Here is a 14,373-nt window from a genome sequence, read left to right as displayed (position 1 = left end):
GGTGCCGCGGGACGCTAGTGTCGGCAGGCCGCTGCTGCCGGCGGGCCGTTAGGGCCCGCCGTGCCAGAGACGGCCCAGCTCCGGGAACGCCGCTTCATAGCCGGCCAGCAGTTTGCCGGCGAGGACATCCGAATCCACGAGCGGATGCCTGGCGAACGCGGCGAGGGCCGCCTCCCGCCGGCCGGTCGTCGCCGCCTCCACCACGAGCCGTTCGACGTCCTTGACGCGCCGCAGCAGCTCCAGTTGCGCCGGTCCCGGACGGTCCTGCGGGACCGGCTCGGCGCCGTCGGGCGTCACCCGGCACGGGACTTCGACGACGGCGTCGGCCGGCAGCCCCGGGACAGCCGGCACCGCCTGCGCTCCGGACCCGGCGGTGGACCCGGCGCCGACCGCTTCCGGGCCCGCCGACCCGGCGGTGGTGACGGTGTTCCGCGTATTCAGGATCAGGTCCGCCGCGCCGCCGCCGGAGAGGGCGCGCATGGCCGCCAGCGCCACCCGCTCGTAGCCGCCGCCGGCGAGGTCGGTCTCGTCGCGGCGTTCGCCCGAGGCGCGGGCCTCCGCGAGGTAGCCCTCCTCGCGGGACCGGCGGGCGGCCTCCCACAGCGCATAGGCCTCCGGCCCGGCGGCAGCCAGCCGGGGATACAGTTCGGCCTGCTGCCGGGCGATGGATTCCCCCCGGGTCTGCCCTGCGGCGCGCATGCCGGCCACCGCCCGAACGGTGTCGTAGTAGTAGAACAGATATTCATTCGGCAGGCAGCCAAGGCCGGCCAGCAAGCCGGGCGGGAAGAGCCGGCCTTCCTCGAATTCCGACAGCGCCGCAGGGTTCGCGAGCAGTGCCGGGAGGGCGTCCCGGCCCCCGGCCCCCAGCCGGTACAGCCAGCCGAGGTGGTTCAGGCCGTAGTAGCCCACGCCGTCGAGCGTGCCCTCCGGCAACGCGACGCCGGCGGCCCGCGCCGCGCGGTGCACCAGGCCGCTGGCGGAGTCGCAAATCCCGATCACCCTGGGACCGAGCACCGGGAGCAGGGCCTCCGTGACCATGCCGGCGGGGTTGGTGAAGTTCAGCAGCCACGCCCCGGGGCAGCGGCTCCGCATTTGCTCCGCGAGCCGCAGCATCGGCGGAATGGACCGCAGCGCATAGGAGATCCCGCCGGCGCCGGTGGTTTCCTGGCCCAGGAGTCCGAGGTCCAGGGCGATCCGTTCGTCGGCGGTCCGCCCGGCGGTGCCGCCGGGCCGGATGGCGGCGAAGACCATGTCGGCGCCGTCGAGGGCCTCGGGGAGCGAGGACACGGCACGGATCTGCGGGCCGGAACCCGGCAGGCCCTGCCGGGGGAGGGAGGCCAGGACCGCCTCGATGGCCGCCAGCCTGGCGGGGTCGACGTCGTAGAGCACCAGCTCCCGCACCAGCCCCGCGAAAGGCCCGGCAGAGAGCGCCCGGTAGACCAGGGGGACGCGGAAGCCGCCCCCGCCGGCGATCGTGAGCCGCATGCGGACAGTCTATTCCCCGCCGCATTTTCCGCCGGCCGGGGCGCCGGCCGTGGCGCCGCTTCCCCTGGTTTCCCTCGACGGCGGTACAGCGTAGTGTGCCGTATATGGACGCGACCCCGGCGCGGCGATTTGATCCGCTCTCTGCCGTCCGCAGCCCGGCCGCGGACGGGTTCGACCTGCTCCTGACCGGGACGGTGTTCCAGGACATCATCTTCACCGGGCTGCCCCACGCGCCGCAGCCCGGGACGGAAATCTGGAGCGACGGGATGGGCAGCTGCCCCGGGGGCGTCGCCAACCAGGCCATCGCCGCCTCCCGGCTGGGACTGCGGACCGGGCTTGCCGCCGTGTTCGGCGACGACGGCTACGGTGACTACAACTGGAAAATCCTCGCCGCCCAGGAACACGTGGACCTGTCCCTGTCCCGGCGTGTTCCGGGCTGGCATTCTCCGGTCACGGTGTCCTTGAGCGTGGAAAAGGACCGTTCCATGGTGACGCACGGGCACCCGGCGCCGATGACCTCCACCGAGCTGGTCGGATGCCCGCCGCCGGCGCTCGCAGCCGTTGCGGAGCTGGGGGAGGAACTCGAACCGTGGGCTGTCGACGCGCATAAGAACGGCGTCCAGCTGTTCGGCGACGTCGGCTGGGACCCCACGGGCGCGTGGTCTTCGACCCGGCTGGACAACCTGAAGTATTTCCACGCCTTTATGCCGAACCAGCACGAGGCCATGAACTTCACGGGCCGCGACGACCCTTGGTCCGCCCTGTACTCGCTCGCGGACCGGGTTCCGGTGGCGGTGGTCACACTCGGCGCCCAGGGATCCATGGCCGTGGATTCGGAAACGGGGGAGGAGGAGTGGGTCCCGTCCCTGCCGGTCCGGGCCTTCGACCCCACCGGCGCCGGTGACTGCTTCGGTGCGGCCTTCATTGTCGGCTCCCTGGCCGGCTGGCCGCTGGGAGACCGGCTCCGCTTCGCCAATCTGTGCGCCGCCCTGGCCGTCCAGGAGGTGGGCGGCTCGCTGGCCGCGCCCGGCTGGGGCGACATTGCCGACTGGTGGCAGCGGGCCAACGCCAGGAAGGAACGGCAAAGCAGCCAATGGCTTCGCCGCTACCGCTTCTTGGAGGAGATCGTGCGCGATGTCCCGCCCGAGGCCCAGCGGCGCGCGACGGCGACAATCGCCCACTTGTCCGACGCGTAGCCGGCCGGGGCGGCCGGGGCGTTCGTGGCTGGCACTAGTGGACATGTCCTCCGCTGGGGCCAGGGTTTGGGCATGGACCCGTTCTGCGGGGCCTTGGGTGTGAAGATTGGGCATGTCCCGTGGTGGGTGCCGGCCGGGTTCGTGGCACCAGTGGACATGTCCTCCGCTGGGGCCAGGGTTTGGGCATGGACCCGTTCTGCGGGGCCTTGGGTGTGAAGATTGGGCATGTCCAGCGGGGAAGAATGGGCATGTCCCGCGGTAGGCGGCCCCGGCCGATTATTCGGCCCGCAGCGCCCGCGCCTAGAATCGTTAGGTGACTTACCAAGCAGCAACAGGCGATCTCCTGCCCGGTTCGGCGGCAGTGCCGGCCCATGCTGAGGAGCGCTCAGCCGTAATCGACCTCGACGCCATCCGGCACAACGTCCGCCGCATCGCAGCCGTGGCCTCACCCGCGCAGGTCATGGCCGTGGTCAAGGCCGACGCCTACGGGCACGGCGCCGTCCAGGTGGCCCGGGCCGCCCTCGGCGCGGGGGCCGGCTGGCTGGGCGTCGCCCACATCTCCGAGGCCCTCACCCTGCGCGCCGCCGGGATCGAGGCGCCGCTGCTGGCCTGGCTGCACACCCCGGACAGCAACTTCGCCGCCGCGGTGGCCGCCGGAATCGACATCGGCTGCTCGGGCTGGGAACTGGACCGGATCGTGGCCGCGGCCCGCGAGCAGGAACGGCCCGCCCGCGTGCACCTGAAGGTCGACACCGGGCTCGGCCGCAACGGCGCCACCCTCGACGCCTGGGACAGCCTGGTCGGCGAGGCCATGGAACACCAGGACCAGGGCCTGCTCCGGGTCGTGGGGATCTTCTCCCACCTGGCCGTTGCCGACGAACCCGAACGGCCCGAAACCGACGAGCAGCTCGCCGCGTTCCGCCAGGTCCTCGCCGTCGCCCAGGACGCCGGCGTGGACCCCGAGGTCCGCCACCTCGCCAACACCCCGGCCACCCTCTCCCGGCCGGACACCCACTTCGACCTGGTCCGTGTGGGGCTGGGCCTGTATGGGCTGTCCCCCTTTGAAGGGCAGAGCCCGGCCGAGCTCGGGCTGCGCCCGGCCATGACGGTCCGCACGGTGGTCTCACACTGCAAGGACGTGCCCGCCGGGCAGGGCGTTTCCTACGGGCTGAACTACCGCACGGACGGTGTCAGCACCCTCGGGCTCATCCCGCTGGGCTACGCCGACGGCGTGCCGCGCATCGCCACCGGTGGCCCCGTCCGGGTCGAGGGCACGAACTATCCGGTGGTGGGGCGCATCGCGATGGACCAGATGGTGATCGACCTCGGACCCCGCCACGTGGCGGCCGGAGGCCCGAGCATCCTCGGCGCCGAGGCAGTGCTGTTCGGCGACGGCGCCGACGGCGGACCCACGGCAGATGACTGGGCCAGGGCCGCCGGTACCAATAACTACGAGATCGTCACCAGGATCAGCCCGCGCGTGCCGCGCCGCTACCTGAACGAAGAGCCCTCCACCGGCGAAGAGCGGCCGTGAGCGGGCCCGCGTGGGAACGGAGCCTTGAGGTCCACACGGCGGCGCAGACGCATGCGCTCGCCGCGGCCCTCGGCGCCGTGTTGGAAACCGGAGATCTGCTGGTCCTGACCGGCGAACTGGGTGCCGGCAAGACCACGTTCACGCAGGGGCTGGGGGAGGGGCTGGGGGTGCGGGCCGGCATCATTTCGCCGACCTTTGTCCTGGTGCGCATCCATCCCAACCTGCCCGAAGGACCCCGGCCGGGCGGACCGGACCTGGTGCATGTGGACGCCTACCGGCTGGAGTCGGCCGCTGAAATCGACGACATCGATCTGGAAAACACCATGGACAGCGCCGTCACGGTGGTCGAGTGGGGCCGCGGCCGGGTTGAGCACCTCAGCGACAGCCGGCTCGAGGTGGAACTCCACCGCACCCGCGGAGGTGCCGCCGCGGCCGCCGAACCGCCCGCCGCCCCCGTTCTGGACTTCGACACGGACGACGACGACGAGCTGCGGACCGTCGTGATCCGCGGCTTCGGCCCGCGCTGGGCCGAAGCGCCGGCACTGCCCGGCACCGCGCCGCTGCCCGAGACCACGCCCGGCGCCGAGCTGCCGGAGACCACGCCCGGCGCCGAGCCCCTGCCCCAGACCCCGGAACGGAATCCCTGATGCTGATCCTCGCCATCGACACCTCAGCTGTCGCCAGCGCCGCCCTGGTCTCCGATGACGCACCGGAATCCGTGCTGGCCAGCTTCGCCACCGAGGACACGCGCACCCATGCGGAGGTCCTGGCCCCGGGAATCGACGGGCTCCTGGCCGAGGCCGGCGTCAGCGGGCGCGACGTCGACGCTATTGTCACCGGCGTCGGCCCCGGCCCGTTCACGGGACTGCGCTCCGGGATCGTCACGGCCCGCACCCTCGCCTTTGTCTGGGGCAAGCCGCTGTACGGCGTCATGAGCCTGGACGCGATCGCCCTGGAAGTAGCCGAATCCACCGACTCGGCCGCGGAGTTCATTGTCGCCACCGATGCGCGCCGCAAGGAAGTGTACTGGGCCCGGTACACCTTCTCCGATGCCCAGCTGCCGCACCTGGAGGACGGCCCGCACGTGGGATTCGCCGCGGATCTGCCGGATCTGCCCGTCTACGGTGCCGGGGCAGGAATCTACTCCGACGTCGTCAAGGCGGTCGCCGAATTCAGCACCCGCCAGCCGGAGGCCCTCTCGCTCGGCCAGTTCGCACTTGCCCGGCTCTCCGCGGGGGAACAGCTCCTGGACTCCACCCCCCTGTACCTGCGCGAATCCGACGCCCAGGTGCCCGGACCCCGGAAGCGTGCCCTGTGAGCGCGGGGCGAGCCGTCCGGCTGCCCGGCGGGGTCACCCTGCGGGACATGGACGCCGCGGACATCCCCGCCGTCCACGCCCTGGAACGCCGGCTCTTTCCCGTGGATGCGTGGCCGCTGCAGATGTTCCACGACGAGCTGGCGCAGGCGGATACCCGGCGCTACCTTGTGGCGGAGATCCACGGCGGGATTGTGGGCTATGCCGGGCTCATGTGCATCGAGCCCATCTCGGACGTCCAGACCATCGCCGTGGTGCCCGAGCAGGAAGGCAAGGGCATCGGCTCGGCCCTGCTCACCGAGCTGATCACGGAAAGCCGGCGCCGCCACGCCCAGGACGTGCTGCTCGAGGTCAGGGCGGACAACCCCCGGGCCCAGCAGCTCTACCAGCGCTTCGGCTTCGAACAGATCCACGTCCGGCCCCGCTACTACCGCGACGGCGTCGACGCCCTGATCATGCGGCTCCAGCTGCCCCGCGAACCGCTCAGCCCCCAGCCAACGGAAGCAGGCCGACCATGAACCGCACCCAGCCGCTCGTGCTCGGCATCGAGTCCTCCTGCGACGAAACCGGCGTCGGCATCGTCCGGGGGACCACCCTGCTGACGAACACCGTCTCGTCCTCCATGGACGAACACGTCCGCTTCGGCGGCGTGATCCCCGAGATCGCCTCCCGCGCCCACCTCGACGCATTCGTCCCCACCCTCGAGGAGGCCCTCGCGGAGGCGGACGTGACGCTCGCGGACATCGACGCGATCGCCGTCACCTCCGGGCCGGGCCTGGCGGGGGCCCTCATGGTGGGGGTCTGCGCGGCCAAGGCGCTCGCCGTCGCCACCGGCAAACCGCTCTACGCCATCAACCACCTGGTGGCGCATGTCGGCGTCGGGCTCCTGCAGCAGGGCGGCGGCGCAGAGAATCCGTTGGGCAACGCGACGCCGGTCGGCGCGCTGCAGCAAACCACTCAGCAGACCGCGCAGCCAACCCTGCCCGAGAACATGGGCGCGCTCCTGGTCTCCGGCGGCCACACCGAGATCCTGCGGATCCGGAGCATCACGGACGACGTCGAACTGCTGGGCTCCACGATCGACGACGCCGCCGGCGAAGCCTATGACAAGGTGGCGCGGCTCCTGGGCCTGGGCTACCCGGGCGGTCCGGCCATCGACAAACTGGCGCGCACCGGCAACGCCAAGGCCATCCGGTTCCCGCGCGGGCTCACCCAGCCCAAGTACATGGGGACCGCCGAGGAACCCGGACCGCACCGCTACGACTGGTCCTTCAGCGGACTCAAGACCGCCGTCGCCCGCTGCGTGGAGCAGTTCGAGGCCCGCGGCGAGGAGGTCCCCGTCGCCGACATCGCCGCGGCCTTCCAGGAAGCGGTGGTGGATGTGATTACCGCCAAGGCGGTGCTCGCCTGCCGCGAAAAAGGCATCACGGAGGTCCTCCTGGGTGGGGGCGTTGCCGCAAACTCGCGGCTGCGCCAGCTCACCGAACAACGTTGCAGCGCGGCCGGGATCCGGCTGACAGTGCCGCCGCTGCCGCTGTGCACGGACAACGGCGCAATGGTGGCCGCGCTCGGGGCGCAACTGGTGATGGCCGGCGTGAAACCGAGCGGGATCGGCTTTGCGCCGGATTCCTCGATGCCGGTCACGACAGTCTCCGCCTGAGGCTGCGTCCGCCTGAAGCTAGCACGGCCTTCGGCTTCGTCCGCCTCCGTGCTGGCTCTTGGCGCCGGAGCTAGGCGTCCGGGCCCTGGCGCATCTGCTTGACCAGGTCCAGGACGACGGCGCGCAGGTCCCCGCCGTGCTCGGCGGCGACGCGGCGCTGCCGCTGGTAGCCGGCGCCGCGCTCGATGATCTTCTCGACGTCGGCCAGTTCGGCGCTGCAGCCCAGCTTCGCCGCCACCGGCTCAAGCCGCTTGAGCGTCTCGCGCAGGTGCTCCGTCACGAGCTGCTCGTTGCCCGCGGCGTCGAGGATGATGATTGCGTCCAAGCCATAACGGGCCGCCCGCCATTTGTTCTCCTGGACATGCCAGGGCGGCATGGTGGGTATGGTGCCGCCGTTGTCCAGCGTCGTGGAAAACTCGTCGACGAGGCACTGCGTCAGGGCGGCGATGGCGCCGACTTCCTCGAGCGTGGCCAGGCCGTCGCAGATGCGCATCTCGATGGTGCCGAAGTGCGGGACGGGCCGGATGTCCCAGCGGATCTCCGAGAGCGAATCGATCACGCCGGTGGTGAACATGTCCTGGGCGTACGCCTCGAAGTCCTCCCAGCTGGAGAACTGGAAGGGCAGCCCGGCGGTCGGCAGCTGCTGGAACATCAGCGCCCGCTGGGAGGCGTATCCGGTGTCCTCGCCGCCCCAGAAAGGGCTGGACGCGGAGAGCGCCTGGAAGTGCGGGAAGTAATTGACCAGGCCGTCCAGCACCGGAAGGACCTTGTCCCGGCTGTCGAGTCCGACGTGCACGTGGACGCCGTAAATGACCATCTGCCGGCCCCACCACTGGGTCCGGTCAATGAGCTTGGCGTAGCGTTCCTTGTCCGTGACGGGCTGCAGCTGGGGCGGGCTGAAGGGGTGGCTCCCGGCGCAAAAGATCTCCACACCCATCGGATCGGTCACATCCCGGACCGCCGCGAGCGAGCTGCTCAGGTCCGCCTTGGCCTCCGCAACAGTGGTGCAGATGCCGGTGACGAGCTCCACGGTGTTCAGCAGCAGCTCCTGCTTGATGTGCGGGTGCTCGTCGTCCTCATTGAGTTCGGGATGCCGGGCAGCGACGCCGCGCAGCACCTGGTTCGCCACGGAGGCCAGCTCGCCGGTCTCGGCGTCGACGAGCGCCAGCTCCCATTCCACGCCTAGGGTCGACTGCCTGGATGAAGCGAACTCGATCTTCATGTGGTCCCTTCACTGTTTTGCTGTCCCTGGCCGTGGTCCTGGTGTGGAGATGCGCTGGCAAACACCCTCGGACATGCCCCTGGACGCGGCACCGGCGGTGTCACGTGCAATTTCCCACATACCAGGGCGCCGGCCGGGCGGCTGGCGGGGCTACGGGTGGTCCAAGTCTAGTGCAGGGCCGGCCCCGGGACGGTGTCAAAGTTGCCGCTGGTGCGTGAGTGTATTCACAACGTGGCTGGTCAGCGACGGCGCGGGCAGTCGCGCGGTGAGCCGCGGGTGGCCGGACCCATCCTGGCGTTTAATGGAGCTGTGCCCATACTGAACAAAGACATGACCCTGTGTATCTCGCTCTCGGCCCGGCCCAGCAACAACGGGACGCGCTTCCACAACCACCTGTACGAACAGCTGGGCCTGAACTGGATCTACAAGGCCTTTGCCCCCACCGACCTCGCCCAGGCGATCGCCGGGGTGCGCGGCCTCGGCATCCGCGGCTGCGCGGTGTCCATGCCTTACAAGGAGGACGTGATCGCCCTCGTTGACGTCATGGACCCGTCGGCGAAGGCCATCGACTCGGTCAACACCATCGTCAACGACGGCGGCCGGCTCACGGCCTACAACACCGACTACACCGCAATCGAGCAGCTCCTGCAGAGCAACGCGGTCCCCACGGACTACTCGGTGCTGGTCCTGGGCTCCGGCGGCATGGCCAAGGCCACCGTGGCCGCGCTGCGCGATGCCGGGTTCAAGGACGTGACCGTCGTGGCCCGCAACGAAGAATCCGGCCGCGCCCTGGCCGAACAGTACGGCTTCGCCTGGAGCGCCGAACTGGGCGCTGCCGCGTCCGGTACCGGCATGGCCGACATGCTGGTCAACGTCACCCCTATCGGTATGGCAGGCGGCCCGGACGCCGCCGCGCTGCCCTTCCCGCAGGAGGCCATCGACGCCGCCAAAGTGGTGTTCGACGTCGTCGCGCTCCCGGCCGAGACGCCCCTCATCAAGGCCGGCCGCGCGGCCGGCAAGACCGTGATCACCGGAGCCGAGGTGGCCACGATCCAGGCGCTCGAGCAGTTCGTGCTGTACACCGGCGTCCGGCCGACCGACGAGCAAATCCGGGCCGCCGAGGAGTTCACGCGGGCCCAGTAACCCGGCCGCCCGGCCCCTTCCGTGGGATCCTGCCACGGGGCCCCGCGCCCGTGGGATCCCGCTGGCGGGGCTAGACGGGCTCCACCGAGATGGCCACCCGGTCTTCGCCGATCCTGGTGAGGACCAGGGTGGCCGATTTCTTGTGCTTGTGCTTGGCGCTGCCGCCGGGCAGGAGTTGCTTGCGCAGCTCCTCCGGCGTGACAGCCGTGCCGCGCTTCTTGATGTCCAGGACCCCGATGCCTTGATCCTTGACCCAGGACTTGAGTGCCTTGACGTTGAACGGCATCACCTCCAGGACCCTGTACGCCCTGGCGAACGGGGTGTCATGCAGCTCCGGGGCGCAGATGTAGGCGATGTGCTCGTCCACGAGGTGCCCGCCCAGCTGGAGCGCGACGTCGGCCACCAGGCCGGCGCGGATCACCGCGCCGTCGGGCTCATACAGGTACCCCTCCACGGGTCCCACGGGCGCCACCGGGCCGGCGCCGAAGTCCTCGCCGCTGGTGAGCTCAGCAGAGCCGAGGGGTCCGAGCACGAGGGCCGCGCGCCGCACCCCGGGACGCCGCACCGCGTTGAACCACAGGGCCACCTCGGTCACGTCCCCGCCCACGGAGACCCACTGCGCCTCGCATCCGGACGGCACGGAATCGTGCGGCATGCCCGGGCCCATCTTCACGCCGACGGCGCGGCCGGAACCGGCGAGTGACTCCACGAAGGACATCGGCGGGGAGAAATCCTCCGGATCCCAGATCCGCTTGGTTCCCGAAGTGGACGTCGTGCGCCGGGCGGGGTCGAGCCAGACGCCGTCGACCCCTTCGAGCGATACCGACGTGGCATCGGAATGCACCACGGTGGCATTGCGGAACGGGATCAGGTTCATCGTGGCGCAGGCGGCCGTGGCCTCGTCCATTTCCACGGAGGTGACCACCAGGTCCAGGGACGCAAGGGCCATCGAATCCGCCCCGAGCCCGCAGCCGAGATCCGCGACGTGGCCGATCCCGGCCTCCGCGAACCGCTGCGCGTGCCGTGCCGCCACCGTGAGCCGGGTGGCCTGCTCCAGGCCGGCCTTGGTGAAAATCATCTGCCGGGCGAACTCGCCGAACTTCGCCTCGGCCTTGGTCCGCAGCCGGGACTGGGTGAGCACGGCCGAGACCATTTCGGGGGAGTGGCCGGCCTTGCGCAGCGCCGCCGTGAGGCGGAAGGCCTCGTCCTCGCGGTACGGCCCCAACGACGCCAGCAGCTCCCAGCCCTCGGGGGTGAGGATCGGGGCAATATGTTCCTGCGGTGCGTCAGTCATGCCATCCAGCGTAGTTGAGGTCCGCGGGCGCGCTGTGACCGGACGGCGGGGGCTAGGCTTGACGGCATGGAAGACAGCGGCACAGGCGACAGCATCTCAGCGGACACGGCCGGACAGGACACGGTCGGGAACGACGAGGCCGGGCAGGAGCGCCGGCGCCCGCAGGGGCTGGCCCGCTACGCAAAACCGGCGCTGATCGCCGGCGCGGTGATCGCCGTCGTGTCTGTCGCACTCTTGGTGATCATCTTCTTCCTCGACTCCTTTAACGCCACCGTGTATTCCGTCGGCGGCAAGAACGTCCAGGACGCCACGGACGAGGCCCGGGCCATCCGCGACACCTATACCGCGGCCCGGCTCGGCGGCATCGTCTTTCTCATCGCAGGGATCCTGCTGGCCTCCGCCGGTGCCGTGCTGATGTACCGGCACCGGAACGACGATGGCCAGGACACGGACGAAGACGACGGCGAGGACGTGGACTTCGACGATCTCGCGGGCCAGTAGCCACCGAGTAGGCGCACGCGGGGGCGCAGCGCGTGGGCCGAGCGCCCGCAACGCCAAACGGTGCCACAGGCCACAGAGCCAATCGGTTCCACAGGACACAGGACATGCCCAGCATCCTTCGCCACGCTTGGGCATGTCCTCCCGGGAAGCCCACGCCCGTTGCGCATGTCCATCGCTCAGCGCGGGTAGCGAACATGATGCCCAAGTGTCCTCCGGCAGCCACCAAGATTGGGCATGTCCTCCGGGTGGCCCGCGCCTGCTGGGCACGTCCATCGCTCAGCGCGGGCAGCGAGCATGATGCCCAAGTGTCCTCCGGCAGCCACCAAGATTGGGCATGTCCTCACGGGCAGCCCGCAATCGTTGGGCATGTCCGCCGGCGTGGCCCACACCCGTTGGGCATGTCCTCCGGCGTGGCCCGCGCATGCTGGGCATGTCCGTCGCTCAGCGCGGGCAGAGGACATGATGCCCAAGTGTCCACCGGCCGCAGCGAAAAATGGGCATGTCCCCTCGGGGTAGCCCGCACCCGCAGGGCAAGTCCATCGCTCAGCTTCAGGAGTGGGCATGTCCTCCCGGGCCGCCCGCGCATGCTGGGCATGTCCATCGCTCAGCGCGGGCAGAGGACATGATGCCCAAGTGTCCACCGGCCGCAGCGAAAAATGGGCATGTCCCACGGGGGGGGGGGCATGTTCACCCGGAACGAATTTCTGGCACTCGCCTTGACCGAGTGCTAACCATTTACATAGAGTCGTCATTAGCACTCTCCCTAGGAGGGTGCTAACACATGAAGCGCGCTCCGCCAGGCACGCTGCCGGCACCGCGACGACGGTCTGTGCGCCTTGGCATCACCGCTTCATAGTCCACAAATTTGCTGACGAAAAGGAGAGGTCCGAGTGTCGGTCTCTATTAAGCCTCTTGAGGATCGTATTGTTGTCCGCCCGCTCGAAGCCGAGCAGACCACGGCTTCCGGCCTGGTTATCCCGGACTCCGCGCAGGAGAAGCCGCAGGAAGGCGAAGTTGTTGCAGTAGGCCCCGGCCGCTTCGATGACAACGGCAACCGCGTTCCCATCGACGTTGCCGTCGGCGACGTCGTCATCTACTCCAAGTACGGTGGAACCGAAGTCAAGACCGGCGGCACCGAGTACCTCGTGCTCTCCGCCCGCGACGTTCTGGCGATCGTCGTAAAGTAACTCTCTTGGACCCCCGCGCAGCCGATCCTTACGCATTGTCTGGATCAGTTGCGCGGGGTTCTGTCTTGAAAGGACAAAACCATGGCAAAGCAGCTTGCGTTTAACGACGCTGCCCGCCGGTCGCTTGAAGCCGGCATCGATAAGCTCGCCAACACCGTCAAGGTCACGCTGGGCCCGCGCGGCCGCAACGTCGTACTGGACAAGAAGTGGGGCGCCCCCACGATCACCAACGATGGCGTGACCATCGCCCGTGAAGTCGAGCTGGACGACCCCTACGAAAACCTTGGCGCGCAGCTTGCCAAGGAGGTCGCCACCAAGACCAACGATGTTGCGGGCGACGGCACCACCACCGCCACCGTCCTGGCCCAGGCCCTGGTCAAGGAAGGCCTCCGCAACGTAGCGGCAGGCGCCGCTCCGGGCGAAATCAAGCGTGGCATCGAGGTCTCGGTCGAGGCCGTCGCTGCCCGCCTGCTGGAGAACGCGCGCCCGGTTGAAGGCACGCAGGTCGCCAACGTGGCCGCGATCTCCGCGCAGAGCGACGAGGTTGGCGAGCTCCTGGCCGAGGCGTTCGGCAAGGTCGGCAAGGATGGTGTGATCACCATCGAGGAATCCTCCACCACGCAGACCGAGCTGGTCCTCACCGAGGGCATGCAGTTCGACAAGGGCTACCTGTCCCCGTACTTCGTCACTGACGCGGAACGCCAGGAGGCCGTCCTCGAGGACGCACTGATCCTGATCAACCAGGGCAAGATCTCCTCGGTGCAGGACTTCCTGCCGCTGCTGGAAAAGGCGCTGCAGAGCTCCAAGCCGCTGTTCATCATCGCCGAAGACGTCGAGGGCGAGGCCCTGTCCACGCTGATCGTGAACCGCATCCGCGGCACGCTGAACGTCGTTGCCGTCAAGGCACCGGGCTTCGGCGACCGCCGCAAGGCCATGCTGCAGGACATCGCGACCCTCACCGGTGCGCAGGTTGTCTCCGCGGAACTGGGCCTGAGCCTGGACACGGTTGGCCTTGAGGTGCTCGGCACCGCACGCCGCATCACGGTCACCAAGGACAACACCACGATCGTCGACGGCGCCGGTTCGGCCGAGGACGTCGCCGCCCGTGTTGCCCAGCTGCGCGCCGAGCTGACCCGGACCGATTCGGACTGGGACAAGGAAAAGCTGCAGGAACGCCTGGCCAAGCTGGCCGGCGGCATCGGCGTGATCAAGGTCGGCGCTGCCACCGAGGTTGAGCTGAAGGAAAAGAAGCACCGCATCGAGGACGCCGTGTCCTCCACCCGCGCTGCCCTCGAAGAAGGCATCGTGGCCGGCGGCGGCTCCGCCCTCATCCACGCCCTGAAGGCGCTCGACGAGGACGCTGCCGTCCAGGCCCTCGAAGGTGACGCGGCTGCCGCCGTCGGCATCGTTCGCCGCGCCCTGACCCAGCCGCTGCGCTGGATCGCCCAGAACGCCGGCTTCGACGGCTATGTCGTCGTTGCCAAGGTCGCCGAGTCCGCCGTAAACCAGGGCTTCAACGCCAAGTCCGGCGAATACGAAGACCTGATCGCCGCCGGCGTGATCGACCCCGTCAAGGTGACGCGTGCGGCTCTGCGCAACGCGGCCTCCATCGCGGCACTGGTCCTCACCACGGAAACCCTCGTGGTGGAGAAGCCGGCTGACGAAGACGAGCACGCAGGGCACAAGCACTAGGCTCTGCCCGCAGGGGGACGGTCCGGCAACTTGCCGGGCCGTCCCTTTTCTGTCGAGTCTCTGCTGCCGTTCTGCCGTGTTCTTGGCCGGAAGTTGCCGTGATTCTGGCAGAGTTAACCCGTCAGGCGCCGCTCCAGCGTCCCA

The 14,373-nt window shown here is 69.6% G+C and carries 13 protein-coding genes; 10 read left to right on the top strand and 3 right to left on the bottom strand.

Annotation, left to right across the window (positions count from 1 at the left end; translation table 11 throughout):
• Positions 1-48: 48 nt before the first annotated feature.
• Complete coding sequence (locus ABH915_RS17120; RefSeq protein WP_370123534.1) at positions 49-1,485, bottom strand: 6-phospho-beta-glucosidase; 1,437 nt, start codon at positions 1,483-1,485, stop codon at positions 49-51.
• Positions 1,486-1,589: 104 nt separating this feature from the next.
• Here ABH915_RS17120 and ABH915_RS17115 point away from each other — a divergent pair, with 104 nt between their 5' ends.
• From ABH915_RS17115 to tsaD, 6 genes are all read left to right on the top strand, one after another.
• On the top strand, positions 1,590-2,681 hold the full coding sequence (locus ABH915_RS17115) for a carbohydrate kinase family protein (RefSeq protein ID WP_370123531.1): 1,092 nt from the start codon (positions 1,590-1,592) through the stop codon (positions 2,679-2,681).
• A 313-nt stretch (positions 2,682-2,994) separates the two neighbouring features.
• Positions 2,995-4,215 carry an alanine racemase gene (gene alr / locus ABH915_RS17110; protein ID WP_370123529.1) on the top strand — a complete coding sequence of 407 codons (1,221 nt, stop codon included), beginning with the start codon at positions 2,995-2,997 and terminating at the stop codon, positions 4,213-4,215.
• Positions 4,212-4,862 (top strand): tRNA (adenosine(37)-N6)-threonylcarbamoyltransferase complex ATPase subunit type 1 TsaE, encoded by a 651-nt coding sequence (gene tsaE, locus ABH915_RS17105; RefSeq protein WP_370123526.1) that lies wholly within the window; start codon positions 4,212-4,214, stop codon positions 4,860-4,862. Before alr ends, tsaE begins: the two co-directional genes overlap by 4 nt.
• Positions 4,862-5,533: a tRNA (adenosine(37)-N6)-threonylcarbamoyltransferase complex dimerization subunit type 1 TsaB gene (tsaB, locus tag ABH915_RS17100; RefSeq protein ID WP_370123523.1), complete on the top strand. Its 672-nt coding sequence runs from the start codon at positions 4,862-4,864 to the stop codon at positions 5,531-5,533. Before tsaE ends, tsaB begins: the two co-directional genes overlap by 1 nt.
• 47 nt (positions 5,534-5,580) lie before the next feature.
• Complete coding sequence (gene rimI / locus ABH915_RS17095) at positions 5,581-6,048, top strand: ribosomal protein S18-alanine N-acetyltransferase (RefSeq protein ID WP_370125034.1); 468 nt, start codon at positions 5,581-5,583, stop codon at positions 6,046-6,048.
• Positions 6,045-7,190, top strand: coding sequence for a tRNA (adenosine(37)-N6)-threonylcarbamoyltransferase complex transferase subunit TsaD (gene tsaD / locus ABH915_RS17090; protein ID WP_370123520.1), 1,146 nt, complete (start codon positions 6,045-6,047; stop codon positions 7,188-7,190). The genes rimI and tsaD overlap by 4 nt, the downstream gene beginning before the upstream one ends.
• Positions 7,191-7,260: 70 nt before the next feature.
• Here the strand turns inward: tsaD and ABH915_RS17085 are convergent, their stop codons facing one another.
• Positions 7,261-8,412, bottom strand: a complete 1,152-nt coding sequence (locus ABH915_RS17085) for a glutamate--cysteine ligase (protein WP_018773731.1) — start codon at positions 8,410-8,412, stop codon at positions 7,261-7,263.
• Positions 8,413-8,721: 309 nt separating this feature from the next.
• On the opposite strand from ABH915_RS17085, the gene ABH915_RS17080 reads away from it, so the two are divergent.
• A complete protein-coding gene (locus ABH915_RS17080; RefSeq protein WP_370123518.1) occupies positions 8,722-9,555 on the top strand; it encodes a shikimate 5-dehydrogenase in 834 nt (277 codons plus the stop codon).
• 70 nt (positions 9,556-9,625) lie between these two features.
• Here ABH915_RS17080 and ABH915_RS17075 read toward each other — a convergent pair whose 3' ends face one another.
• Positions 9,626-10,849, bottom strand: a complete 1,224-nt coding sequence (locus ABH915_RS17075) for an SAM-dependent methyltransferase (protein WP_370123515.1) — start codon at positions 10,847-10,849, stop codon at positions 9,626-9,628.
• 66 nt (positions 10,850-10,915) lie between these two features.
• Here ABH915_RS17075 and ABH915_RS17070 point away from each other — a divergent pair, with 66 nt between their 5' ends.
• From ABH915_RS17070 to groL, 3 genes are all read left to right on the top strand, one after another.
• A complete protein-coding gene (locus ABH915_RS17070; RefSeq protein ID WP_370123512.1) occupies positions 10,916-11,350 on the top strand; it encodes a hypothetical protein in 435 nt (144 codons plus the stop codon).
• A gap of 890 nt (positions 11,351-12,240) precedes the next feature.
• Entirely contained in the window at positions 12,241-12,537 is a 297-nt protein-coding gene (groES, locus tag ABH915_RS17065) for a co-chaperone GroES (RefSeq protein WP_018773735.1), read from the top strand.
• A gap of 81 nt (positions 12,538-12,618) precedes the next feature.
• Positions 12,619-14,229, top strand: coding sequence for a chaperonin GroEL (gene groL / locus ABH915_RS17060; protein WP_079550210.1), 1,611 nt, complete (start codon positions 12,619-12,621; stop codon positions 14,227-14,229).
• Positions 14,230-14,373 lie beyond the last annotated feature (144 nt).

The sequence above is a fragment of the Arthrobacter sp. MW3 TE3886 genome (assembly GCF_041262145.1).
In the GTDB taxonomy this organism is placed as follows: domain Bacteria; phylum Actinomycetota; class Actinomycetes; order Actinomycetales; family Micrococcaceae; genus Arthrobacter.
Note: the sequence above shows the minus strand (reverse complement) of the source record. Positions and strands in the feature narration are given on the sequence as shown.

Excerpts from the sequence above, each read along its gene's own strand:
- rimI (WP_370125034.1), top strand. The coding sequence starts at position 5,581 with ATGGACGCCGCGGACATCCCCGCCGTCCACGCCCTGGAACGCCGGCTC.
- ABH915_RS17075 (WP_370123515.1), bottom strand. The coding sequence starts at position 10,849 with ATGACTGACGCACCGCAGGAACATATTGCCCCGATCCTCACCCCCGAG.
- tsaD (WP_370123520.1), top strand. The coding sequence starts at position 6,045 with ATGAACCGCACCCAGCCGCTCGTGCTCGGCATCGAGTCCTCCTGCGAC.
- tsaB (WP_370123523.1), top strand. The coding sequence starts at position 4,862 with ATGCTGATCCTCGCCATCGACACCTCAGCTGTCGCCAGCGCCGCCCTG.
- groL (WP_079550210.1), top strand. The coding sequence starts at position 12,619 with ATGGCAAAGCAGCTTGCGTTTAACGACGCTGCCCGCCGGTCGCTTGAA.
- ABH915_RS17070 (WP_370123512.1), top strand. The coding sequence starts at position 10,916 with ATGGAAGACAGCGGCACAGGCGACAGCATCTCAGCGGACACGGCCGGA.
- ABH915_RS17085 (WP_018773731.1), bottom strand. The coding sequence starts at position 8,412 with ATGAAGATCGAGTTCGCTTCATCCAGGCAGTCGACCCTAGGCGTGGAA.
- ABH915_RS17120 (WP_370123534.1), bottom strand. The coding sequence starts at position 1,485 with ATGCGGCTCACGATCGCCGGCGGGGGCGGCTTCCGCGTCCCCCTGGTC.
- ABH915_RS17115 (WP_370123531.1), top strand. The coding sequence starts at position 1,590 with ATGGACGCGACCCCGGCGCGGCGATTTGATCCGCTCTCTGCCGTCCGC.